General features: G+C 66.1%; 20 protein-coding genes. 10 read left to right on the top strand and 10 right to left on the bottom strand.

Annotated features, from left to right (window positions below; translation table 11 throughout):
- Positions 1–123: 123 nt before the first annotated feature.
- Together dprA and VFG49_RS05415 are read right to left on the bottom strand one after the other, a co-directional pair.
- Positions 124–1,242 carry a DNA-processing protein DprA gene (dprA, locus tag VFG49_RS05420; RefSeq protein WP_324858497.1) on the bottom strand — a complete coding sequence of 373 codons (1,119 nt, stop codon included), beginning with the start codon at positions 1,240–1,242 and terminating at the stop codon, positions 124–126.
- Positions 1,243–1,322: 80 nt separating this feature from the next.
- Positions 1,323–2,450, bottom strand: coding sequence for a LysM domain-containing protein (locus VFG49_RS05415; protein WP_324858496.1), 1,128 nt, complete (start codon positions 2,448–2,450; stop codon positions 1,323–1,325).
- A gap of 189 nt (positions 2,451–2,639) precedes the next feature.
- Between VFG49_RS05415 and def the strand changes: the two genes are divergently transcribed.
- The 4 genes from def to VFG49_RS05395 all read left to right on the top strand — a co-directional run bounded on the left by def (position 2,640) and on the right by VFG49_RS05395 (position 7,715).
- Complete coding sequence (def, locus tag VFG49_RS05410; RefSeq protein ID WP_324858495.1) at positions 2,640–3,149, top strand: peptide deformylase; 510 nt, start codon at positions 2,640–2,642, stop codon at positions 3,147–3,149.
- Between the two features lie 262 nt (positions 3,150–3,411).
- Positions 3,412–4,356, top strand: coding sequence for a methionyl-tRNA formyltransferase (gene fmt, locus VFG49_RS05405; protein WP_324858494.1), 945 nt, complete (start codon positions 3,412–3,414; stop codon positions 4,354–4,356).
- Positions 4,357–4,571: 215 nt separating this feature from the next.
- Complete coding sequence (gene rsmB / locus VFG49_RS05400) at positions 4,572–5,867, top strand: 16S rRNA (cytosine(967)-C(5))-methyltransferase RsmB (protein WP_324858493.1); 1,296 nt, start codon at positions 4,572–4,574, stop codon at positions 5,865–5,867.
- Positions 5,868–5,984: 117 nt separating this feature from the next.
- Positions 5,985–7,715 (top strand): glycosyltransferase family 39 protein, encoded by a 1,731-nt coding sequence (locus tag VFG49_RS05395; protein ID WP_324858492.1) that lies wholly within the window; start codon positions 5,985–5,987, stop codon positions 7,713–7,715.
- A 77-nt stretch (positions 7,716–7,792) separates the two neighbouring features.
- On the opposite strand, the gene VFG49_RS05390 is transcribed toward VFG49_RS05395, so the two are convergent.
- The 5 genes from VFG49_RS05390 to VFG49_RS05370 are packed head-to-tail and all read right to left on the bottom strand — an operon-like array spanning position 7,793 to position 12,856.
- Positions 7,793–8,908: a glycosyltransferase family 4 protein gene (locus tag VFG49_RS05390; protein ID WP_324858491.1), complete on the bottom strand. Its 1,116-nt coding sequence runs from the start codon at positions 8,906–8,908 to the stop codon at positions 7,793–7,795.
- Positions 8,905–9,747, bottom strand: a complete 843-nt coding sequence (locus tag VFG49_RS05385; RefSeq protein ID WP_414649062.1) for a glycosyltransferase family 2 protein — start codon at positions 9,745–9,747, stop codon at positions 8,905–8,907. The genes VFG49_RS05390 and VFG49_RS05385 overlap by 4 nt, the downstream gene beginning before the upstream one ends.
- Before the next feature lie 38 nt (positions 9,748–9,785).
- Positions 9,786–10,718 (bottom strand): glycosyltransferase family A protein, encoded by a 933-nt coding sequence (locus VFG49_RS05380; RefSeq protein ID WP_324858490.1) that lies wholly within the window; start codon positions 10,716–10,718, stop codon positions 9,786–9,788.
- A complete protein-coding gene (locus VFG49_RS05375) occupies positions 10,715–11,665 on the bottom strand; it encodes a UDP-glucuronic acid decarboxylase family protein (RefSeq protein WP_324858489.1) in 951 nt (316 codons plus the stop codon). Before VFG49_RS05375 ends, VFG49_RS05380 begins: the two co-directional genes overlap by 4 nt.
- Positions 11,666–11,707: 42 nt before the next feature.
- Complete coding sequence (locus VFG49_RS05370) at positions 11,708–12,856, bottom strand: O-antigen ligase family protein (RefSeq protein WP_324858488.1); 1,149 nt, start codon at positions 12,854–12,856, stop codon at positions 11,708–11,710.
- 251 nt (positions 12,857–13,107) lie between these two features.
- Here VFG49_RS05370 and VFG49_RS05365 point away from each other — a divergent pair, with 251 nt between their 5' ends.
- The 4 genes from VFG49_RS05365 (at position 13,108) to VFG49_RS05350 (ending at position 17,087) form a co-directional block, all read left to right on the top strand.
- On the top strand, positions 13,108–13,923 hold the full coding sequence (locus tag VFG49_RS05365) for a glycosyltransferase family 2 protein (RefSeq protein WP_324858487.1): 816 nt from the start codon (positions 13,108–13,110) through the stop codon (positions 13,921–13,923).
- The gene (locus tag VFG49_RS05360) at positions 13,920–14,969 is read left to right on the top strand and encodes a CDP-glycerol glycerophosphotransferase family protein (protein WP_324858486.1); all 1,050 of its coding nucleotides are present in this window, start codon (positions 13,920–13,922) and stop codon (positions 14,967–14,969) included. Before VFG49_RS05365 ends, VFG49_RS05360 begins: the two co-directional genes overlap by 4 nt.
- A gap of 88 nt (positions 14,970–15,057) precedes the next feature.
- A complete protein-coding gene (locus VFG49_RS05355; RefSeq protein ID WP_324858485.1) occupies positions 15,058–16,764 on the top strand; it encodes an ArnT family glycosyltransferase in 1,707 nt (568 codons plus the stop codon).
- Positions 16,764–17,087, top strand: a complete 324-nt coding sequence (locus VFG49_RS05350) for a tetratricopeptide repeat protein (RefSeq protein WP_324858484.1) — start codon at positions 16,764–16,766, stop codon at positions 17,085–17,087. Before VFG49_RS05355 ends, VFG49_RS05350 begins: the two co-directional genes overlap by 1 nt.
- A gap of 91 nt (positions 17,088–17,178) precedes the next feature.
- Here VFG49_RS05350 and VFG49_RS05345 read toward each other — a convergent pair whose 3' ends face one another.
- The gene (locus VFG49_RS05345; RefSeq protein WP_324858483.1) at positions 17,179–18,060 is read right to left on the bottom strand and encodes a lipid A biosynthesis acyltransferase; all 882 of its coding nucleotides are present in this window, start codon (positions 18,058–18,060) and stop codon (positions 17,179–17,181) included.
- A 136-nt stretch (positions 18,061–18,196) separates the two neighbouring features.
- Between VFG49_RS05345 and dtd the strand changes: the two genes are divergently transcribed.
- A complete protein-coding gene (gene dtd, locus VFG49_RS05340) occupies positions 18,197–18,637 on the top strand; it encodes a D-aminoacyl-tRNA deacylase (RefSeq protein WP_324858482.1) in 441 nt (146 codons plus the stop codon).
- Positions 18,638–18,803: 166 nt separating this feature from the next.
- Complete coding sequence (gene rpoD, locus VFG49_RS05335) at positions 18,804–20,663, top strand: RNA polymerase sigma factor RpoD (protein WP_324858481.1); 1,860 nt, start codon at positions 18,804–18,806, stop codon at positions 20,661–20,663.
- 194 nt (positions 20,664–20,857) lie between these two features.
- Here the strand turns inward: rpoD and VFG49_RS05330 are convergent, their stop codons facing one another.
- Together VFG49_RS05330 and VFG49_RS05325 are read right to left on the bottom strand one after the other, a co-directional pair.
- On the bottom strand, positions 20,858–21,229 hold the full coding sequence (locus VFG49_RS05330; protein ID WP_324858480.1) for a nuclear transport factor 2 family protein: 372 nt from the start codon (positions 21,227–21,229) through the stop codon (positions 20,858–20,860).
- A gap of 284 nt (positions 21,230–21,513) precedes the next feature.
- Positions 21,514–22,371: an EamA family transporter gene (locus tag VFG49_RS05325; RefSeq protein ID WP_324858479.1), complete on the bottom strand. Its 858-nt coding sequence runs from the start codon at positions 22,369–22,371 to the stop codon at positions 21,514–21,516.
- Positions 22,372–22,404: the final 33 nt, after the last annotated feature.

Genomic DNA, 22,404 nt, shown 5'->3' with positions numbered 1-22,404 from the left:
AACTTGGTATCCGCCATCAATGGCCGTGCCCATCCGGGGCCAGCCTCTTATTTAGTTAAAGGCATGCCGACTCGACCGCGTCAAGCTCGACCATGTGAAAACGCGTCGTGCGGCGGCTTTGTCTCAGCCCGGCATGCGCTGATAGCGATGGCCGGGCAAGGGTTCAACCCGTCCTTCCAGCTCCAGCATAAGCAGCATGGCCGTCAGGCTCGCGACAGGCTGCCCGGTATGGGCCGCCAGCTCCTCGAGCAACATGGGGCCGCCGCCGAGGGCATCGAGCAGCGCCTGACCTGCAGGATCGGCCGCCGGCGGGCACACTGAAGCCATGTCCTCGCCAAGACGGCTGGCCAACTCGCGGCCCAGCGCCATCGCAGCCATCCCCAGCGTTTCCACGATCTCCCGGGCGGTTTCCACCAGCCGGGCGCCGTCGCGGATCAGCTGGTGGCAGCCTTGGGCGAGCGGATTATGTATGGAACCGGGCAGCGCGAATACCTCGCGTCCGTGTTCGACCGCCAGCCGGGCCGTAATGAGCGACCCCGAGCCCAGGCCCGCCTCCACCACCAGCGTGCCCAGCGCCAGCCCGGCGATGATGCGGTTGCGGCGGGGAAAGTGGTCGGCGCGCGCCGCCGTTCCCGGGGGAAATTCGGTGACCACCGTGCCGTGCTTTACCAACCGCCGGGCCAATGCATGGTGCTTGCGGGGATAGACCCGATCCGGACCGGTGCCGACCACCGCCACCGTGGGCAGGCCGGCGTCCAGCGCGGCAACATGGGCCGCACCATCAATGCCATCGGCCATGCCACTGGTGATGACCAGCCCCGCGCGCCCCAGCGCCTGTGCGAACGCCCTGGCATGCGTGCGTCCGCCCAGCGTGGCGGCACGCGCGCCCACGATGGCGATCTGCGGGTGCAGCAGCAGCGAAGCATCGCCGGCCACGAACAGCGCAGCCGGTGCCTGTGGGATGGCGTCGAGCAGGGGTGGGAAATCCTCCTCCGTGCAGCAGAGCAGCTGGTGACCTGGCTGGGCCAGCCAGGCGAGGTCGGCGTCCAGGCGTGCCTGATCGGGCCGCAGCAGCCAGGCGCGCGTGGCGTCCGGCAACTCGTTCGCGCGCTGGCGCAGGTCTTCCAGCACGGAGCTGACATGGTTGGCGTGGGTGGCCAGGCCTTCGCGCAGGCCGGCAGGCCCGAGTCCGGGCGTGCGCAGCAGGATGAGCCATTGGCGTTGCAGGTCGACATCGTTCATGGCCGCCAAGCCTAGGCACGGCCCAAAAGAAAACGGCGCGGTGATTACCGCGCCGTCCTGTCATCCCATACCGCCGTGGCTTATTCCGGCAGCTCGAGCTTGTCGTGCTTATGCACCGGGCGCAGGCCGTCCATGATCAGGCCGTAGCTGACATGGTCGAAGGTGCGGAACACCATCACATGACCTACGAACTCCTGCGGCAGCGTCACGCTCTGGCCGGTGCCGCGGTTCCAGCTGTTGCTGGCCACGTCATCGGGAATGGACTGGCCCGGCTGGTAGATCGAATAGGTCTGGCCATTGTCCACGCCGTCCTGGGCACCAATGTTGAGTGCCACCACCTGGCGCGGACCCACCGCGTCGAGCGCATCGGCAAAGGCGATGACGCGCGCGTTGCCCGGCAGCGACTTCGGTGCGTGCGGGTAGTAGTACGGATCGTACGGCTTGTCGTCGATCGGCAGGATGCGGTCGCCCTTGCGGATCTCCAGCGTCGAGTCGAGCAGCAGCAGCGTGGTCGGATCACCGGTGCGCAGCACTTCGGCGGTGCCGATCACGCTGACTTCGGTGCCCAGGTCCTCGCCCTTGCCATAGTGGCCGTCGGCGCGGGTTTCTTCGCTCCACGGCGTACGCACGGTGGACACATCGCTGTCGAGCGGATGCGCGACCAGGTCGGCGCCATTGTCGCGACCATCCTTGCCGTTGAAATTGCGGAAGGTCTGGGTCGGACGCACGATGGCAAAACGCTGGCCCGGCTGGGCCTGCAGATTGCGCACGTAGACGTTGCGGCCGACGGTGCCGCGCAGGTCCGCTTCCTCGAAGCCGACCACGTAGGGCAGCGACTTCACTTCGTCGGAATTGAGCACGCGCATTTCCTTGAGGAACATGCGCAGGTCCGACAGCGGAATGGCCGGCACCGCTTCACCTTCGGCGCGGGCATGCGGCTGAAGTGTCAGGCGCGGACCGTTCATGAAGGAAAGGTTGAGCACGTCACCCGGGTAAATGAGGTGCGGGTTCTGCACCTGCGGGTTGGCCTGCCAGATTTCTGGCCACAGCCACGGCTTGGATAGGAAACGCGCGGAAATGGCCCATAGCGTGTCACCCTTGCGCACCGTATAGGTATCGGGGTGATCGGCACGCAGTTGCGCACCCGCAGCGTAAACGGCCACCGTGACCAGCATGCCGGCCAGCAGCCCAACGGACTTTCTGATCATAAACGGGAATCCCCCATCCCCCGACGCTCGGGCGAGTGTAACCGAACCACTTGTTCACGCAACCCGTCCCAGTTGGCAAAACAGCATGCCAGACGAGGGCTTGGCGGCGTACAATGAGAGCCATTCTAGATCGCGCCCGGGCTTGGTTTTTACCGATTCGCCCGCACTTTGAGCGCCTGAGGTAAAGCCATGTCCGTCCTGACCATTCTCGAATTCCCCGATCCCCGCCTGCGCACCAAGGCCGAGCCCGTGCGCGTCTTTGACGCGGAACTCAAGCAGTTCGTGGCCGACATGTTCGAGACCATGTACGAAGCCAACGGCGTCGGACTGGCCGCCACCCAGGTCAACGTGCACCAGCAGGTGCTGGTGGCCGACATGAGCGACGAGCGCAACCAGCCGCTCGCCCTCATCAACGCCCAGATCCTCGAGAAGGACGGCGCCCAGGTCTACCAGGAAGGTTGCCTGTCGTTCCCCGGCATCTATGCTGATGTGACGCGCGCGCTGAAGGTCAAGGTGAAGGCGCAGGACGCTGACGGCAACGAAGTCATCATGGACTTCGAAGGTCCGCTGGCCGTATGCATCCAGCACGAGATGGACCATCTCGCCGGCAAGGTGTTCGTGGACTACCTTTCGCCGCTGAAGCGTTCCATGCTGCTCAAGCGCCTGGACAAGCAGCGCAAGCAGGCGGCGAGCGCTTGAAGGCGACGCTGATCACGTATCGCCATCGTCATGATGTCTGGAAGGCCCGCCGGCTGCGCCGCGTGGCGCCGGGAAGACTGGACGTCTTGCCAAGCCGCGCGGCGCAGCCGGCGGGCCTTCCAGGCGTCACCCCGTCATCTGTCATTCCATCAGTTGGGGCCCGTTCTGTCTGTCCGCGGGCCTTCGGCCCGTCGTCTAGACAGACAGCCAGCCTGCCTTCGCCAACGGTCCTGTGGCCTGCGGACAGACGGAACGGGTGACGATGGTGATACGTGATCAGCGTCGCCTTAAGCTCCGCGTCGTTTTCGCGGGCACTCCCGAATTTTCCGTTCCCTGCCTTGAAGCGTGCCGCGCCAGCGGCGCGGATGTCGTGGCCGTCTATACGCAGCCCGACCGCCCCGCGGGCCGCGGTCGCAAGCTGACGCCCAGCCCGGTGAAGCACGCCGCGGTTGCGGCCGGCATTGCCGTCGAGCAACCCGAGTCGCTCAAGTCGGAAGACGCCCGCGCCACGCTGGCGGCCTATGCGCCGGACCTGATGGTGGTGGTGGCCTACGGGCTGATCCTGCCGCGCAAGGTGCTGGCGATTCCCCGTCTGGGTTGCTGGAACGTCCATGCCAGCCTGCTGCCCCGTTGGCGCGGCGCCGCGCCGATCCAGCGCGCCATTCTCGCCGGTGACGCGGAAAGCGGCGTCGACCTGATGCAGATGGAAGCGGGCCTGGACACCGGCCCGGTGCTGCTGGAACGCCGCACGCCCATCACGCACGAAGACACCGGCGGCTCACTGCACGATCGCCTGTCCGCACTGGGTGCCGACGTTCTCGCCGAAGGCCTGGCGCGCGTGATGGCTGGCGAAACGCTGGAACCGCGCGGGCAGCCTGACGAGGGCGTCACCTATGCCCACAAGCTGGACAAGGCCGAGGCAAAGCTGGACTTCAGCCGCCCCGCGATCGAGCTGGAGCGCCAGGTGCGCGCGTTCGATCCGTGGCCGGTGGCCGAGGGTGAGATCAATGGCGAGACATTGCGCGTATGGGCCGCCCGCGCCATCGAAGGCAGCGGCGTGCCGGGCTCGGTACTGAACGTGGGCCGCGACGGCATCGACATCGCCTGTGGCGAAGGCGCGCTGCGCGTCACCTCGCTGCAGCGGGCCGGCGGCAAGCGCATCACGGCGGCGGATTACCTCAACGCGATGAAGACGCGCGGCGCTTAGAGTCCGTCATTTGCTCCGCCCCTCCGCTCGTCATTCCGGCGCAGGCCGGAATCCAGTGGCGACGACGGTCAGCTTTCGCTGAATGTGCAGATCGCTGAGCGGAACGCGAAAATCCAGCGTTTTCTCTACTGGATTGCAGCCTGCACCGGAATGACGAAAAAAATCCTGCTCCGCCGTTTACTCCGCTTTCCACCCATCTGCACTAACTTCCTCCCATGACCGACACCCGCGCCTTCGCTGCCCAAGCCCTTGCCGACGTGGCCCTGCGTGGTGTTTCGCTGCGCGACGCCATGGAACGTTACGCGCCACGTCTGCCCGATGCTCGCGATCGTGCGCTGCTGATGGCCCTGCTGAGCGATGGCGCGCGCTGGTGGCTGCGCTTCGATCCCGTGCTCGATCGCTTGCTCGACAAACCGCTGCGCCAGAAGGAGCCGGCCATCCATGCGCTGCTGGTGCTGGGGCTGGTGCAGCTGGAGGTCCTCCAACTGCCTGACTACGCCGCGGTGGCGGCAACGGTGCAGGCCGCGCGCGCCTTGCAGCGTCCGCGGCTGGCCGGGCTGGTCAATGCCGTATTGCGCCGCTGGCAACGCGAGCGCACGGAGTTGCTGGCTTTCCTCGACGCCAGGCCGCAGACGCGCCATGCGCATCCCGCCTGGCTGGCCAAGGCCATCACCCAGGACTGGCCGGAACAGGCCGACGCCGTAATGACCGCCGACAATGTCGAGCCACCGCTGATGCTGCGTGTGAACCGGCGCCGCAGCACGCGCGAGGCGCTGCTCGAGCGGCTCCGTTCGGACGGCCAGACGGCCGAACCGCACGACTGGCTCGCCGACGGCATCGTGCTTCCGCACAGCACCGACGTGACGCGCCTGCCCGGTTTTGCCGAAGGCGCGTTTGCCGTGCAGGATGGCGCCGCACAGATCGCGGCCGATCTGGCCGATGTGAAGGACGGCCAGCGCGTGCTCGATGCCTGTGCCGCGCCGGGCGGCAAGGCCTGCCATCTGCTCGAACGCGCCGACGTGGCGCTCACCGCGCTGGAATTCGACGAGAAGCGGGCACGCCGCATCACGCAGAACCTCGATCGCCTGGGGCTGGCGGCCACACTGGCCATCGGCGATGCCGGCGATCCTTCCGGCTGGTGGGACGGCCGGCCCTTCGACCGCATCCTGATCGATGCGCCCTGCTCGGCCACTGGCGTGCTGCGCCGTCGCCCGGATGTGCGCCTGCATCGCCGCGAGAGCGACATCGCGCCCATGGTGGCCCAGCAACGGCGCATTCTCGACGGCCTGTGGCCCCTGCTCTCACCGGGTGGGCGTCTGGTCTACATCACCTGCTCGCTACTGCGCGAGGAGAACGATGCCGTGATCAACGCATGGCTCGATGGGCGTCAGGACGCGCGCGCCATTGCCTTCACGCTGCCCGCCGGCCAAGCCGCGGCGGTGGGCTGGCAGATGCTTCCGGGCGATGGCGACCTGGACGGCATGTACTATGCCGTCCTCGAAAAGGTCTGACGCGGCGCCGGGCCAGCGGGCGCACAATGCGGTCTCTCGCGGCCAAGTGCGGCATAAGGCGCCGGTCGTCAGGCTGTCCCTCTTGTGAAGCGGTCCCCACCGCCCCGGAATCCACGCATGTTCGATGCTTCCCAAGCTACCCCGCAGGAACGCCAACGCTTCTGGCTGCTGTTGCTGATCGCCCTGGTGGTGATCGGCGCCGGCATGGGCCTGCGCGATCCGTGGCCGTCGGACGAGCCGCGCTTCGCCCTGGCCGCCAAGCAGATGGTGGAAAGCGGCGACTGGCTGTTTCCGCATCGCGGCAGTGAGCTGTATTCGGACAAGCCGCCGATGCTGTTCTGGCTGGAAGCGGCCAGCTACACAGTGGTGCGCAGCTGGCGCATCGCGTTCCTGCTGCCGTCGCTGCTGGCCGCGCTGGGCACGCTGATGCTGGTGTACGACCTGGGCCGGCGCCTGTGGAACCGGCAAGTCGGCCTCTATGCGGCCTCAGCGCTGCTGATCACCTTCCAGTTCGTCTACCAGACCAAACGCGCGCAGATCGATCCGCTGGTGATGTTCTACATCACCGCGGCGAACTGGGGCCTGCTGGTGCACATGCTCAAGGGTCCGAACTGGCGGGCGTTCTGGTTCGGCTGTTTCTGCGCGGGCCTGGGCGTGATCACCAAGGGCGTAGGCGTGCTTGCGCTGCTGATGTTCGTGCCGTATCTCGTGGCCGCCTTCGGACAATGGCAAGGCGTGTCGCGCATGGGTGCGGGCGCGTGGTGGCGGTGGGCGCTTGGCCTGGTGGCGTTGCTGATCGCCATGGCGCTGTGGCTGGTGCCGATGCTGCTGGGTGCGAAGGCGCATGCGGGCGATCCTGCCTATGCGGCCTACGTCAACGACATCCTGTTCCACCAGACCGCCGGCCGTTACGGCAAATCGTGGGACCACCACCACAACACGCTGTATTACGTGCCCATCGTGCTGTTCACCTGGCTGCCGCTGGCGCTTACCTACCCTGGCACACTGCCGCGCTGGTGGCGCGCGCTTAAGGCGAAGGACGCGCGCGTGCTGCTGCCGCTGGGCTGGATCGTGCTGCTGCTGGTGTTCTTCTCCATCCCCAAGGGCAAGCGCGACGTCTACATCATGCCAGCGCTGCCGATGCTGGCGCTGGTGAGCGGTCCGTACCTGGAAGAGCTGCTGCAGAAGCGCTGGCTGCGCATCGCGGGGCTGGCCTTCATCGGCGTGATGGGCGCGGCCATGCTGGGCGTGGGTGCCGCTGCGCTGGTGGCACATCCGAAGTTCGCCAGCGAGTTCGCCACGGCGCGTGGCTTTGACGACGGTGGCCATGCGCTGTGGTGGATGTTTGTGGTGATCGGCGCCACGCAGCTGCTGCTCATCGCCACGTTGCGCGTGCGGCGTGCCGTGGCAGCGGTGGCGGGCGGCATGGCGGCCATGTGGCTGGTGTGGAGCCTGTGGGCGTATCCCATCCTCAACGATTCCAGTTCCGCCGCCGGCCTGATGGAAGACGTGCGCAACCAGCTCAAGCCCGGCGAGCAGCTGGGCATGATCGCGTGGAAGGAACAGAACCTGCTGATGCTTGACCATCCGGCCACCGATTTCGGCTTCACGCAGCCCTGGCACGATCAGTACGCCGCGGGCGTGAAGTGGCAGGCGGAAGATCCGGCGCATCGCTGGCTGTTCGTGCTGGATCCGGTGATGGGCCAGTGCGTGGACCGCAGCAAGGCGGTGAGCCTGGGTCACGCCAATCGGCGCGAGTGGTGGATGTTCAAGGCCGATGCCGTGGTACCGGGCTGCCTGCCGCCCGAGAGCGTTGATCGGGTGTCGGCGGCTTCGCTGGAAGACTGAGGCGGGTTGGATCGCGCACTGGGTGCGCTCCTACAGGGCTGCGTTGTTGCAGGAGCGCACGCAGTGCGCGAACCAAGCTAGCGACTGGCCAGCAACCGCTGGTACACCGACTCGGTACGCTGCACGAACAGCGGCAGACCGAATTCATGCTCGGCACGTGCACGCGCCGCGGCGCCCATCGCAGGCAGTGCATCGCGCTGTTCGAGCAGGTTCAGCACCGCGGCAGCGATGGCCTCGCGATCGCGTACCGGCACCAGCCAGCCGTCGAGGCCCGCTTCGATATTTTCGGGAAGGCCCGCGTAACGGGTGAGTAGAACCGGCTTACCCATCGCCATCATTTCGCGGCAAGCGAACGAGATGGTCTCCACGTCGTAGGACAGCACGAAGCCCGCGTCGAGCGCGGCCACCATCGGCCGCGGATCGGTGAGCACGCCAGGAAACGCCACGCATTCGGCAAGACCCAGCTCCGTCACGCGCTGCCGCTCCGCAGGCTTGGGCGGAACGCCGGCGATGAGTATGCGCACGCGCGCACGCGCTTCGTCAGGCAACAACGCCAGCGATTCGAGCAGATCCATCCAGCCCTTGTAGCTCGCCGTGCCGGCGTTGCTGCCCAGCAGCAGCACGCGATTGTCGCCGCCCTGCCAACGCTGCCGTTCGACGGCGGCCTGCTCGGGCGACCACGGTGACCAGTGCTCGATGTCGACGCCGTTGTGGACCGTGTCCAGCCGGCAATGCCGGTAGGCCGTATGTGCCAGTTCAAGACGTGTGTAATCGCACACGGCGATGACCTGGTCCGTCCGGCGCGCGCGCCACCACGCGCCCAGTCCGCGCACGGCCTTGGAGTTGTGCTTGGTCCACACCAGCGCGGGACGCCGGGCCGGCATCGCCGAAAGCACCAGCCGGTGATCCGCCGAGCCATTCACGTGCACCACGTCGAACGCCTGCTCCCTCAGATAGCGCACGAGCTTCTCGCGAGCGCGGCGGCGTTCGCGCCATTGCTTGAGCCCGTTGGGGAAGGGTTGGTCGACCACGAATACGCCGGGCAGCGTGCGCGCCTCGCGATTGAGACGACTGCCGGGCGGTGCGGCGACATGCACTTCGTGGCTCGACGCCAGGGCGGCGGCAAGTTCACGGATATAGGTGGTGTGCCCGCCGCCGTCGCCCGTGTGGAAGTTGGTGTAGAGCAGCTTCATGGTGAGCCGCGATCCGCCTCGAGCAGGTCGACATGCTGACTGATGCCCCGCTCACACCATGTGATGCCTTGCGTACGCGTGGCATGGAAGAGGCGATTGTTGGGGAGATCCATATCGTCCACGTCCGGCGGCGAGCGCGAGTCGTGCCACAGGTGCTCGGCCAGCGCACTCCACTTCAGCGGACGGCGGCGCAGGCCGGCATTTTCCAGCCGTGCGGCCAGTTCACGGTCTTCGGCGCCATAACCTTCCATGCGTTCGTCGAAGCCATTGATACGCAGCAGGTCGTCGCGCCAGAAACTCATGTTGCAGCTCATCACGCGCCCGCCGTTGCGCGAACGCGCTTTCCATCGCGCCAGCAGCGGCGAGCGGAATGCGTAGAGGCGACGGGTACCGTCGAACTCGTCGAAGTTGGCCTTCACCCACGGCGCGAATACCGGCTTGCCGCCCGCCAGCAGGCGCTCGGATTCTTCCGGCGTGGCCTTGAGGCGTCCGCCCTGCAGGAAGTAGCCGCGTTCGGCCAGCATCAGGTGGTCCGCGATGAAATCCGGATGCACCAGCATGTCGCCATCGAGCAGCAACACGTAATCACCGCGGCTGGCGGCAATGCCGCGGTTGCGCGCGCGTGCCGCGCGAAAGCCGTGGTCTTCCTGCCACAGGTGACGCAGCGGCACCGGGAACGTGGCGGCCATCCGCGCGATCAACGCGGCGGTCTCCGGCCGCGAGCCGTCATCGGCGACGATGACTTCGAAGGGCAGCTGCGTCTGCTTCGCCAGGCCTTCAAGCACGCGCTCCAGCGCCTCCGGCCAGTTGTAGGTCAGCACCACCACACTGACACGCAGGGTGAGATCGTCCGGCATCGCGGCTGCCTGCATGTCGCTCACGCGCCAGCCTTGCGGCGCTGTCGCATGCCGTGGCGCAGGATCGAGACGGCACGATCCAGCCGCTTGGGCCACGCGGCGGCGCCACGACGCAGGGCGATGGCAGCGTAACGCCATGCCTCATCAATGCCGGGTGCAGGCTTGCTGCGGAACTCGGCCTTGGCCAGATCCAGCGTATGGACGTCCATATGCATGCGTTCGGCGTACTGGTTGATCAAAGTGCGCGAGCGGAACAGGTTGGCGAACTGGTTCTCGCGATCACGCGCATGCCACCAGCCGTTCGCGCCGTGCACGCGGTAGTGCACCATGCCGGTGGGCAGATAGTACTTGCGCGCGCCGAGCACGCTGCTGCCGAACACCAGGCAGTTGTCGGCGGAGATGCGCCAGGTGTGCAGGAAGGTCGGCGGCAGGTCCAGCGCGCGCTGCGCCCAGGTTCGGCGCATCGACAGCGCGGAGGTGGCCGCGCCGTACCAGTAAGCGGTGACCCAGGTGCTGATGGCGGTATAACCGAGGTCCACCGCATGGTCGGCATAGCCCTGGATGCCCTGCTCGTTGCCGAACAGGCTGACGTCGGTGAACACGAAATCGATGTCGCGCCGCGTGTCGTAGACCTCGCCGACGCGGGCGAGGTAATCCTCACCCCAGTAGTCGTCTGCATCGAGGAAACACACCACGTCGCCGGTGACGCCGTCGAGGCCCTTCACGAAGGCCGAAAGCTGACCGCCGTTGCTCACGCAGCGCAGCGTCACGCGCGCTTCATTGCCGTAGCGTTCGGCCAGCCACGCCGCCGAGCCGTCGGTGGAACCATCATCCATCACGATGACCTGCGCGGCGGCACGCGTCTGCGCCAGCACGCTGTCCACTGCCTGGCCGACGTAATCGCGATAGTTGTAGTTGGTGATGATGACGCTGAAGGTCACCCCGGCCGTCATGCCGCCACCTCTCCATGCAGCAGCTTGCGGAAGTAGGCGATGGTTTCGCGCAGGCCGTCGTCGAGGCCGACCTTCGGTTCCCAGCCGAGTTTTTCCTTGGCCAGCGAAATGTTGGGCTGGCGCTGGCGCGGGTCATCCGAGGGCAGCGGACGGAATACCAGCTTCGAGCGGCCACCCACCAGCGCCAGCACGCGCTCGGCCAGCTGCAGCATGGTGTATTCCACCGGGTTGCCGATGTTGACGGGACCGGTGAAGCCCGCCTCGCTGTCCATCATGCGCACGATCACTTCGATGAGGTCGTCCACGTAACAGAAGCTGCGCGTCTGGCTGCCGTCGCCATAGATGGTGATGTCCTCGCCGCGCAACGCCTGCACGATGAAATTGCTCACCACGCGCCCGTCGTTGGGATGCATGCGCGGGCCGTAGGTGTTGAAGATGCGCACCACCTTGATGTCCAGGTTGTGCTGGCGGTGGTAGTCGAAGAACAGCGTCTCGGCGCAACGCTTGCCTTCGTCGTAGCAGCTGCGGAAGCCGATCGGGTTCACCCGGCCCCAGTAGTCCTCGCGCTGCGGATGCACTTCGGGGTCGCCGTAGACCTCGCTGGTGGAGGCCTGCAGGATGCGCGCGTGCGTGCGCTTGGCCAGGCCCAGCATGTTGATGGCGCCGTGCACGCTGGTCTTGGTGGTCTGCACGGGATCGTGCTGGTAATGCACGGGCGAGGCCGGGCAGGCGAGGTTGAAGATGCGGTCCACTTCCACGTAGAGCGGGAAGGTGACGTCGTGGCGCATCAGCTCGAAGTACGGGTGGTTCAGCAGGTGGGCGATGTTCTGCTTGCTGCCGGTGAAGAAGTTGTCCGCGCACAGCACGTCATGGCCGTCGCGCACCAGGCGGTCGCACAGATGCGAACCCAGAAACCCGGCACCACCGGTCACCAGCACTTTGTTCATCGATATCCCCGATACCCCGTTCAGCGTCGGGGTACTTTAGTTTTATTGAGCGGCGATTGTCTGGCGGTCCCGCCAGGCCATGCCCAGGGTCAGCGCAAACGGCAGCCACACCAGCAGCCACGCCGGCCGGGGGCTGTCGAGCATCTGCGGCATGTCGAACTGCAGCACCACCGACGCATAGACCCAGATGGCCAGCACCAGCCGGCCCTGCATGGTGTCGCGGTGGCGCCAGCCCTGCCAGGCCACCAGCAGCCACATGGCCACCGTCAGCAGCAGGCCGGGCAGGCCCAGTTCCACCGTCACCTGGGTCAGCAGGTTATGGGTATGCGTGTAGTTGGCACCGTTGACCAGCAGCAGGAAGGGTGCGCCCTGGCCCAGACCCTGCAGCGGGTGCTGCATGATGAGGTGCATGGAATGCAGGAACAGCTCCGGACGCAGCGATGTGCCGCGCTCCAGCAACAGGCCGGTGGGCCACACCGCCAGCGCGAGCGCCGCCACCAGGATCGCCGGCACCACCCAGCGGAACCGGCGCGGGCGCAGCCACAGCGGCATCAGCACGGCGCTGACGCAGAGTGCCAGCCATACGCTGCGCGTCTGGGTGAGGGCCACGAACACCAGCGGCGGAAGAATCGCCACCCAGCGCAGTCGCGACCAGCGGCGGTCCGCGATCGACAGCTGGCTGAGCCAGAGGGCGACCACGCCCATCAGCGCGGCCGCGTAGTTGGCGGTCGCAATGGTGCCTTCGCCGACGATGCGGCCGTCGTCCACCGGGTCGACGACGAACTTGGCGCTGTAGAACAAGGCACAGGCGGCGATCGCCAGGCCCACGCCCAACAGCAACTGGCGGATGCGCGCGGCGTCATCGCGGGCGTAGGCGTCCCAGCCCAGCACGAAGGCCATGACGCTGATGAGCCTGCCCAGTTCATTGCCTGGCTTGGCCGGTCCGCCCCAGGTCAGCGACAACGCCGCCCATGCCACCAGCACCAGGAACACGCGGAAGGCGGGCAGCGGCCACAGCTGACGCCAGACCAGCGCCCGCTGCGAAAACGCAAGCACCAGCGCCGGCAGGTACAGCAGGAGGATCAGGCTGGCCTGGTAGGCCTTGCCCGGATTGAATGAAACACCGGCCGGCATGACGACCATGCCCAGCATCATCCAGGCGATGCCTATGCCCAGGATCGAGCGGACCACGCTGCGGGTGCTCGTTTCTACATGTGCGCTCAAAGGGCTCGCCCTGCTTTCCATACTGCCTGCTTGCTCGATCATTACTGCGGCCCACGAGGTGTCCGGACCTGCCCTGTCCAAGGCCGGTGTCACCAAGCCATCAGGATAGTGCACGCCGGCAGCTGAAAATGAGCCGACCACCCCATTGAGCGCCATATTGCTGTTGCCATATGGACAACGCGCCGGGCGTCGCGTGGATTACGGCTAGAATTCACGTCATGCCGACCTTTCCCCTCACCCTCGTGGTCATGACCTACAACGAGGCGAAGTCCATTGCGCGCTGCCTGGACAGCGTGCCGTTCGCGCTCGAGAAGGTAGTGATCGACAGCGGCAGCACCGACGACACCATCGCCATTGCACAGGCACACGGCGCGCGCGTGGTGCACCAGGACTGGCTGGGGTTCGGTCCGCAACGCAACTTCGCCACCACCCAGTGCAGCCACGACTGGATCCTGGCGCTGGATGCCGATGAATATCTGTCGCCGGAACTGATCGCCGAGCTGGAGCAACGTCTGCCCCAGCTGATGGCCAGCGACAACTGCGCGGTGATCCTGCGCCGCGCCACCATTTACATGGGTGCGCCGATGCGCTGGTACCTGCCGTCGATGGGCGAGAAGATGGCGCGCCTGTTCCACCGCGACCGCGCCCGCTGGGCCGACGTGCGCGTGCACGAGTCGCTGCGCTTCGACGGCCCGTCGGTGACGCTGGCCGCACGCTTCAACCACGAGAACAATCCCAGCCTGCCGCAGAAGCAGCTCAAGGTGTTGCGCTACGCCGAACTGAAGTGCCGTGACTGGCTGGAGAAGGGCAAGCCGGTGCGCATGTGGCAGACGCCGTTCGTGTTCGCGCTCGCCTTCATCAAGGATTATTTTTTCCGGCTCGCCTTCCTCGACGGCTGGCGCGGCTTCGTGATCGCCCAGACCGCCGCCTCGTACGCGGCCTACAAACGCATGCGCTACTACGAGATGCGCCGCAACCCCGCCTCGCTGGAAAGCGCGACGGAAGCCTTGACCCGCCACGGCATCGATCGATGAGCAAGCAACCCGCTCTTAAAAAGCACTACCTTCTCTACGGCTCCGAACGTTACGCCCTGGCCATCCTGCGCCCGGTGCAGGAAGCGATCCGCGCGCGCGGCGACGAAGCCGCCTGGTTCTTCGACGGTCCCGGTGCGGAAGACCTTGTAGAAGGCGAGCGCCTGCTCACCGTGCAGGAAGTGCGCGCCTGGAATCCCCGCGCGGTGATCACCTCCAGCAACGCCGTGCCGCACTTCTTCCCTGGCGTGAAGGTGGAAACTTTCCACGGCTTCGACGCCGGCAAGCCACGACATATCTATGTGCGCGGCTTCTTCGACCTGTATTGCACCACCGGCCCGCGCGACACCGCCAAGTTCAGGGAAATCGCCGACCGGGTGGGTCACTTCTCGGTGGTGGAAACGGGCTTTCCCAAGCTCGACCCCTTCATGAAGCAGATCAGCGGCCCGCTGCCGCCGGTGCGCCAGCCGCCAGTGATCCTTTATCACTCCACGTTCTCGCCCTCGTGGAGCGCGGCCGAGACCTTGTACGAGGAAGTGAAGCGCCTCTCGCGCGACGGCCGCTGGCGCTGGATCGTCACCTTCCATCCGAAGATGAATCCGGAGACGACGGCCAAGTACAAGGCGCTGCAGAACGAGTTCCTGACGTTCGCCGAGAACGACAACATCCTGGAGCTGTTCCCCCAGGTGGACATGATGTGTTCGGACACGTCGTCCGCGCTCAACGAGTTCCTGCTCACCGGCAAGCCGGTGGTGACCTTCAAGAATCGCCGGCCGGGTCCGCAGCTGATCGACATCGATGATGCCTCCCGGTTCGAGCCGGCGATCGAGCGGGCGCTGTCGCGGCCGCCCGAGCTGATGCAGGCCATCCGTGAATACGGCGACGCGATCCACCCGTACCGGGACGGTCACTCCAGTGAACGCATCCTCCAGGCCATCGACGGCTTCATCGCCGCCGGCGGCCGCAATCGGCGCCGCAAGCCGTGGAATTTCTGGCGAAAACTGAAGATCCGCCGACGGATCGGCTACTGGGGTCCCGCCCGCAGCTGAGCCGCCGGTGGCCCGTTGGGCCGCCGGTAAACATGGAGCAGGGGTGGCTCGGGATAGAATCGTCTCATTCCCATCAAGAAGACTGCCCGTGGCATCCAGCAGCTACAGCCGCTCCGAACACCTGCGCTCCCTCTGGCCCTGGCTGCCGCTCTGGGCGCTGGCTGCGCTGCTGGCGATCTTCTCGCACGGACCGATGCCGCTGTACTCCACGCGCACGCTCGCCGTGGCCTGGGAAATGTGGAACCACCATCACTGGCTGGTGCCGCACATCAATGGCCAGCCCTACAGCGAAAAGGTGCCGCTGCTGTTCTGGCTGATCCACGCCGGCTGGGCCGTTTTCGGCGTGAACGATGTATGGCCGCGCGTGCTCGAGGTGATCTTCGGCGGCACCCAGCTGGTGCTGGTATCGGTGATGGCGGCACGGCTGTTCCCGTCGCGTCCGTGGGTCGCCAAGGGCGCGCCGTGGATGCTGCTGGCGCTGGGTTACGCGTTCCTGTTCGGCCTGCAGATCATGTACGAGGTGCTGCTGGCCGTGTGCGTGCTGTCAGCGCTGCTGTGCCTGACGCCCAAGCCGCAGCGCGCGGAGCCGCGCTGGCTGCTGTTTGGCCTGTGCATCGGCGCGGGCCTGCTGACCAAGGGACCGGTGATGCTGCTGCATGTCGCCTTCCCGTGGCTGCTGGGTCCGCTGTGGAACGACTGGGCGCGCGACAACCGCGGCCGCTGGTACGGACGCGGTGCGTTGGCCGTGCTGCTGGGCGGCGCCATGCTGCTGGCGTGGGCATTGCCGGCCGGTTTCGCCGGTGGCGAGGCGTACCGCCAGCGCCTGTTCTTCACCCAGACCGCGGGCCGCGTGGTGGATGCGTTCGACCACGCCCGTCCGTTCTGGTGGTACCTGCCGATGATCCCGGCGCTGCTGTTCCCGTTCAGCGGTTGGCCGCGGGCCTGGGCCGCGCTGGTCACGCTGCGCCGTCCGCTCGATAGCGGCATCCGCTTCGCACTGTGCTGGGTGCTGCCGGTGATGGTCACGTTCTGCTTCATCAGCGGCAAGCAGCTCTACTACCCGTTGCCGGAGTTCGCCGGTGCGGCCCTGCTCATCGCTGGCGCCGTGGCGGTGCTGCGTGACCAACGCCCGGCGCTGGCCAACACAGGCTGGCTGGGCACTTGGCCGCTGGGCGTGGGCGGCATCCTGTTCGGCATCTTCCTGTTCGTGTTGCCGGTGCTGGTGGCGCACAACGACCTGCATGGCGAGTGGTTCGACAGCACGCAACGCTATAGCCGGTACTTCAGTGCTGTGTTCATCCTGCTCGGCGCCCTGCTGCTATTGCGTGGGCGCGGCGAAGTGCGCCGCCTGGCCTTTGCCGGCCTGGTCGGCACGCTGGCACTCAATACGCTGTTCACGCTGACCATGTGGCAGAACTTCGACCTGCGTCCTTCGGCCGAGCTGCTGCATGCTGCGGACGCCGACCACCGCACGATCGGCCTGCTGGGCAACTACGAAGGGCAGTTCCACTTCGAAGGCCGGCTCACCCAGCCGATCGAGCGCCTGTATGAAGGCGCCTCGCTGCAGGGGTTTGCGCAGGACCATCCGGACGGCCTGATCATCGAGCACCCGGACAAGCTCTCCAACAACGCGCTGCGCTATGCGCTGCTGGTGCAGCCGTTCCGTTCGGGCTGGGTGGTGATCTGGCCGGCCAAGTCGCTGGCGGATCTGCGCGCCGGCCGTGTGCCACCCGAGCCGCCGCACCCGACGCGCATCTACAAGGTCGACGAGTGGCGCTTCCGCGCCCTGCAGTAATGAATGAGACCCTGATCGCCAACCTGCGCGCGCAGTGCGGCGGTCCGCGCGATGGCGCGCTGCTGCGCTTCTCGCTGGGCAACGCGCTGCTGGCCACGGGTGACGCCACGGCCGCCGCCGTCGAACTGAAACAGGCGGTGGCTTTCGACCCGAACTATTCGGCCGCCTGGAAACTGCTGGGCAAGGCCTGCCTGATGCTGGACGACAAGACCGGCGCCGCCGAGGCATGGCGGCAGGGCGTCGCCGCGGCGCAGGCGCGGGGCGACAAGCAGGCGGAGAAGGAAATGACGGTCTTTCTGAAGCGGGTCGAGAGGCAGGAGTGAGGCAGGAGTGAGTGAAGAGGAGTGAGCAGTGCGAGAAGGCCGGCGATTGCCGCCTCTCACTGCTCACTGCTCACTCCTCTCGACTCACTTCTCAGTCATAAGGACTGCGCCACGTATCCGCCGAGTAGCGCTTGTAGTGCCACTGGTACTGCGTAAAGGCCAGCTCCACGCACTGTTCCACGCCCCGGTTGAGGGCGCGGCAGGCGACGGCAAGATCCGCATCGTCAAGGCCTTCCGGCGCCGGCAGCAGATGGATGCGATAGCCCTCGCCGCGTGGGAGGCGTTCGGCGAAGGCAAACAGCACGGTCGCCCCGGTGCGGGCCGCCAGTCGCGGCAGCAGCACCATCGTCAGGGCGTCCTGGCCGAAGAACGGTGCCACCTCGCCTTCGCCGGCCCGGGGCTTCTGGTCGGGCAGGATGCCCACCGTGCCGCCGGCGGCCAGCCGCTTGTACAGCGTGCGCACGCCAGCACCTTCGGCGCGCACCTGCTCGGGCGCCAGCGCGCCGCGAACCTTGCGCAGCAGGCCTTCCACCGCGGCAATGCGCGGCGGGCGATACAGGATCGCCATCGGCGTCTTGCGGCACAGCCAGTAGTTGAGCAGCTCCCAGCAACCCAGGTGCGGCGCGGCGATGATCACGCCCTTGCCGCCGGCCAGCGCGGCGTCGAACAAGGCTTCGCCACGCACTTCGCGGACCAGGTCCAGCGCGCGCTCGGCGTCGTTGCCCCAGATCCTGGCGATCTCGGTGGCGGAGCGGCCACTGTCTTCCATCACCTCCCGCAGCAGAACGGCGTGGGCGGCATCGTCCAGTTGCGGACGCACGATGCGCAGGTTCACCGAGGTGTTGTGCACCGTGCGGCTGCGCGACCACCGCAAGAACCGACCGATGGCGGCGCCGACGCCGTGCAGCGTGCGCAACGGCAGCTTTCCGAACAGGCGCAGGAGCAGATAGAGGAGGTAGATGTCGAATCGCATGAGCGGCGCAGTGTAACCGGGCCGCGCGCGGTTCGAGGGTCAACCACGGAGCGAGCGCCGTCGTTTGTGCTTCCGAGGCTACCGCCGGTGGTGGCCAGGTCCTAAGCTTTTGGCCAACCCAGCCGTTATGTCTCCCATGATCGCCCTGATCCAGCGCGTCCTGTCCGCCCGTGTGGATGTCGAAAACGAGACCGTCGGTGCCATCGGCGCCGGCCTGCTGGCGCTGGTGGCCGTGCAGCCCGGCGATGACGAGGCGCGCACCAAGCGCATGCTCGAACGCCTGCTGGGCTATCGCGTGTTCGCCGACGAACAGGGCCGCATGAACCGTTCGCTGACCGACACCGGCGGCGAACTGCTGCTGGTCAGCCAGTTCACCCTGGCTGCCGACACACGCTCCGGCATGCGCCCCAGTTTCACCAGCGCGGCCGCGCCCGAAGAAGGCCGCCGCTGGTTCGAACGCCTGGTGGAACTGGCACGCGCGGCGCATCCAAGGGTGGAAATCGGCCGCTTTGGCGCCCATATGGAGGTACATCTGGTGAACGACGGGCCCGTCACTTTCTGGCTGGAGACGCCATGAGCGTCACCATCCCTGGCACACGTCGTTCTTCTTCGACAAAATCCCCGGAAGATGCCGATTTGGCGCGATTTTTGCGTATCGCCGCCTCCATTTTTCTTACTTGAAAACTGGTCAAAAAAGCATCACATGGGTATACTGATCGGTTCCTGCATACGCGGCGGTAGGTATGAATAGCAAAGCTCCCGAGCAACAGTCTGAAATCAAGGCGCTCATCTCCAAGGGTCTGGAGCAGGGCTACCTGACCTACGCCGAGATCAACGACCACCTGCCCGACGACATTGTCGATCCGGAGCAGATCGAAGACATCATGGCGGTGCTCAAGGGCGTCGGCATCGAAGTCCACGATGCCGCGCCGGATGCCGATCCGCTGTCGGACAACGCCCCCGGTGCATCCACCGACGACGAAGCCGCCGCCGAAGAAGCCGTGGCGCTGCTGTCGGCCGTCGACTCCGAAGTGGGCCGCACCACCGACCCGGTGCGCATGTACATGCGCGAGATGGGTACGGTCGAGCTGCTGACCCGCGAGGGCGAAATCGCCATCGCCAAGCGCATCGAGGAAGGCCTGGGCCAGGTGCAGACGGCACTGGCGACCTTCCCGCTGACGGTCCAGCTGCTGCTTGAGGAATATGACCAGCATCTGGACGGCAAGCGTCGCCTGAGCGAGATCCTCGCCGGCTTCGCCGACCTGGAAGAAGCCGCCGACGCGGCCCAGGCTGCCGCGGCCGAGGCTGAGCTGGACGCCGAAACCGAGGAAGAAGAGGAAGAAGGCGAAGAAGGCGCCAGCGAAGAAGAGGAAGCGGGCCCGACCGGTCCAGATCCGGAAGAGGTCAAGCGCCGCATGGAACTGCTGCGCGACTACTACGGCAAGTTCCAGAAGGCGGCGGCCAAGGCCACCGACATCACCGACAAGAAGGTCGTGAAGCTGCGCGAGCAGATGGCTGAGGAATTCCTCAAGCTTAAGCTGCCGTCCGCGCTGATCGACGGCTTCGTGCGCAAGCTGCGCGAAGTGGTCAACGACATCCGTCACCACGAGCGCGTGCTGATGGACATCTTCGTCAAGCACGTGAAGATGCCCAAGGCCGAGTTCCTCAAGGCGTTCCCAAGCAACGAGGGCAACCTCGAGTGGGCCAACGAACTGGGTCGCAAGCGCCAGAAGTGGTCGCCGAACATCAAGCCGCACAAGGAAGCGATCGATGGCGAGCAGGAGAAGCTCGCTTCCATCGAGCGCCAGCTGTTCCTGCCGCTGACCGACATCAAGGAAATCAACCGCACGATGTCGATCGGCGAGGCCAAGGCCCGTCGCGCCAAGAAGGAAATGGTGGAGGCGAACCTGCGCCTGGTGATCTCGATCGCCAAGAAGTACACCAACCGAGGCCTGCAGTTCCTCGACCTCATCCAGGAAGGCAACATCGGCCTGATGAAGGCGGTGGACAAGTTCGAATACCGTCGCGGCTACAAGTTCTCCACGTATGCCACGTGGTGGATCCGCCAGGCCATCACCCGTTCGATCGCCGACCAGGCGCGCACCATCCGTATCCCGGTGCACATGATCGAGACGATCAACAAGTTGAACCGCATTTCCCGCCAGATGCTGCAGCAGTTCGGCCGCGAGCCGACGCCGGAGGAGCTGGCCAAGGAAATGGAGATGCCCGAGGACAAGATCCGCAAGGTGCTGAAGATCGCGAAGGAGCCGATCTCGATGGAAACCCCGATCGGCGACGACGAGGATTCGCATCTGGGCGACTTCATCGAGGACAGCAATGCTGCCTCGCCGATCGAGTCGGCCACCGAGACGGGCCTGATGGAAACCGTGCGCGACGTGCTCGCCGGCCTCACCCCGCGTGAAGCGAAGGTGCTGCGCATGCGCTTCGGCATCGACATGAACACGGATCACACGCTGGAAGAAGTCGGCAAGCAGTTCGACGTCACGCGTGAACGCATCCGCCAGATCGAGGCCAAGGCGCTGCGCAAGCTGCGTCACCCGAGCCGCTCGGAGCAGCTGCGCTCGTTCCTCGATATCGACTGAGTACCACGCTGGTGCAAGTGACGAAGGGCCCCGCGAAAGCGGGGCTTTTTGTTTGGGACCGCGTCATCCCAACCTCTGCAGGAGCGCACCCGGTGCGCGATGGTCCTGCACGATGGCGCCAGGGTGAGCCCCGCGCGGCAACAGGAGAATCGCCGATCGCGCACTGGGTGCGCTCCTACATGGGAGGGGACGTATTAGCCCATGTCGTAGAAGAACTGCTCGGAGTCGATCTTGTCGTCCTTGACGTGATACACGCAGATCTCGGTCATGGTGATGCGCCCGTATTCCTTCATGGTCACGTCGAGCGTCATCGATGCACTGAACCAGTTGCCCGCGACGATCGGATCGCTGACCTCCACGCCGTGCACCTCGACGATGTTCGCCTGGAAGCGCCTGCCTTTCTCGAGGATCGCATCGAGCCCCTTCACGTTGCCCAGCGGTCCGTTCGCCGCGGCCTCGGGCTCGGTGCTCACGGCATCCTTGGCGTACAGCTCGTGCTGCGCTTCCTCGAACTGGCCATGGCGGCACATGGCGACCAGTCGCTTGGCGACGGTTTCGGTACTCATGACAGGCGCTCCGGTTGAGGGAACGGCGAGCGTAGGGCGGTGGCGGATACGTGGGCGTGAAGGGGACGGCCTAGCGGCCTTGTCGCGTACAGGGTGAGCTCCCGCATGATGAAAGCTCCCGATCAATTCACGTCTTCGCGAGGCGGCGCCTTTGCAGGAGCGCACCCTGTGCGCGACGGGCCTGCAGGTTCATGAGTGACCGCCATGGCGACGACAGGAGAATAATGACTTCGGACAGCCCACGGTCGCGCACAGGGTGAGCTCCCACAAAAGCCAAAGCAGCGTCAGGCCCAGGCGATCAGGCCGATGGCCAGCAGGGCAAGGCCCAGGCCCAGCGCATTGATCCAGCTGAGCCGCTCGCGGAAGGCCAGCGTGCCGACCAGTGCACCCACCGCCACGACGCCGAGGTTCATGCTGGCGAAGACCAGCGAGGGATGATCGGGCAAGGCCTGGTGGCCGCGCACGTAGAACACGATGTTGCCGAAGTTGGCCAGGCCCAGCAGCAGGCCGGCGACGGCGTCGCGCAGGGTGAAGAAGGTGCGGTCGCGCCAGCGCCGCCACAGCAGCAACGCGACCGATACCAGCAGGGCCAGTGCGAACATCGCCTGCAGCGAGGCGGCGAACGGCGTGCCGGCGCGTGCCACCTGCTTGAACAGGATGTCGATCAGGCCGAAGCCGATGAACACCACCAGCGGCCATAGCCATCCGCGCGTGGTTTCTTCCGTGCTGCGCGCATCGACCTTCCACACCATGCATGACAGCGCCAGCAGACCGAGTGCGATGCCGCCGCCCTTCCACGCGTTGAGCGTTTCGCCAAACAGCAGGAACGCGGCAAGCAGCGAAAGCAGCAGGGACAACCGCTGGGCCGCGTCGGTGCGCACGATGCCCGCGTTGCGCACGGAGGCTGCCAGCGCCAGGAAGATCAGGGGCAGCAACACGCCCAGCCCGACGAACCCGAGCCATGGCGCCTGCGCGCTTTTGAGCACATCCAGCGACGGGTGGAACACCATCGCCGTGAGCACGCTGGTAGCAACGTAGTTCCAGGCGATGGCCTGGCCCACATCCACTTCCAGGCGACGCGCGAGCTTGAGCAGCACCGAGACCAGCACGCTGCAGGCAACGCTCATCCATACGTAGATCATGCAGGGTCCTTCATGGCGGCGGCGATCGGTGGC

Origin of the sequence: Dyella sp., assembly GCF_035685885.1 — a bacterium.
GTDB lineage: Bacteria > Pseudomonadota > Gammaproteobacteria > Xanthomonadales > Rhodanobacteraceae > Dyella.
The sequence above is the reverse complement of the archived record's forward strand: the minus strand, read 5'-3'. Positions and strand labels throughout refer to the sequence as shown.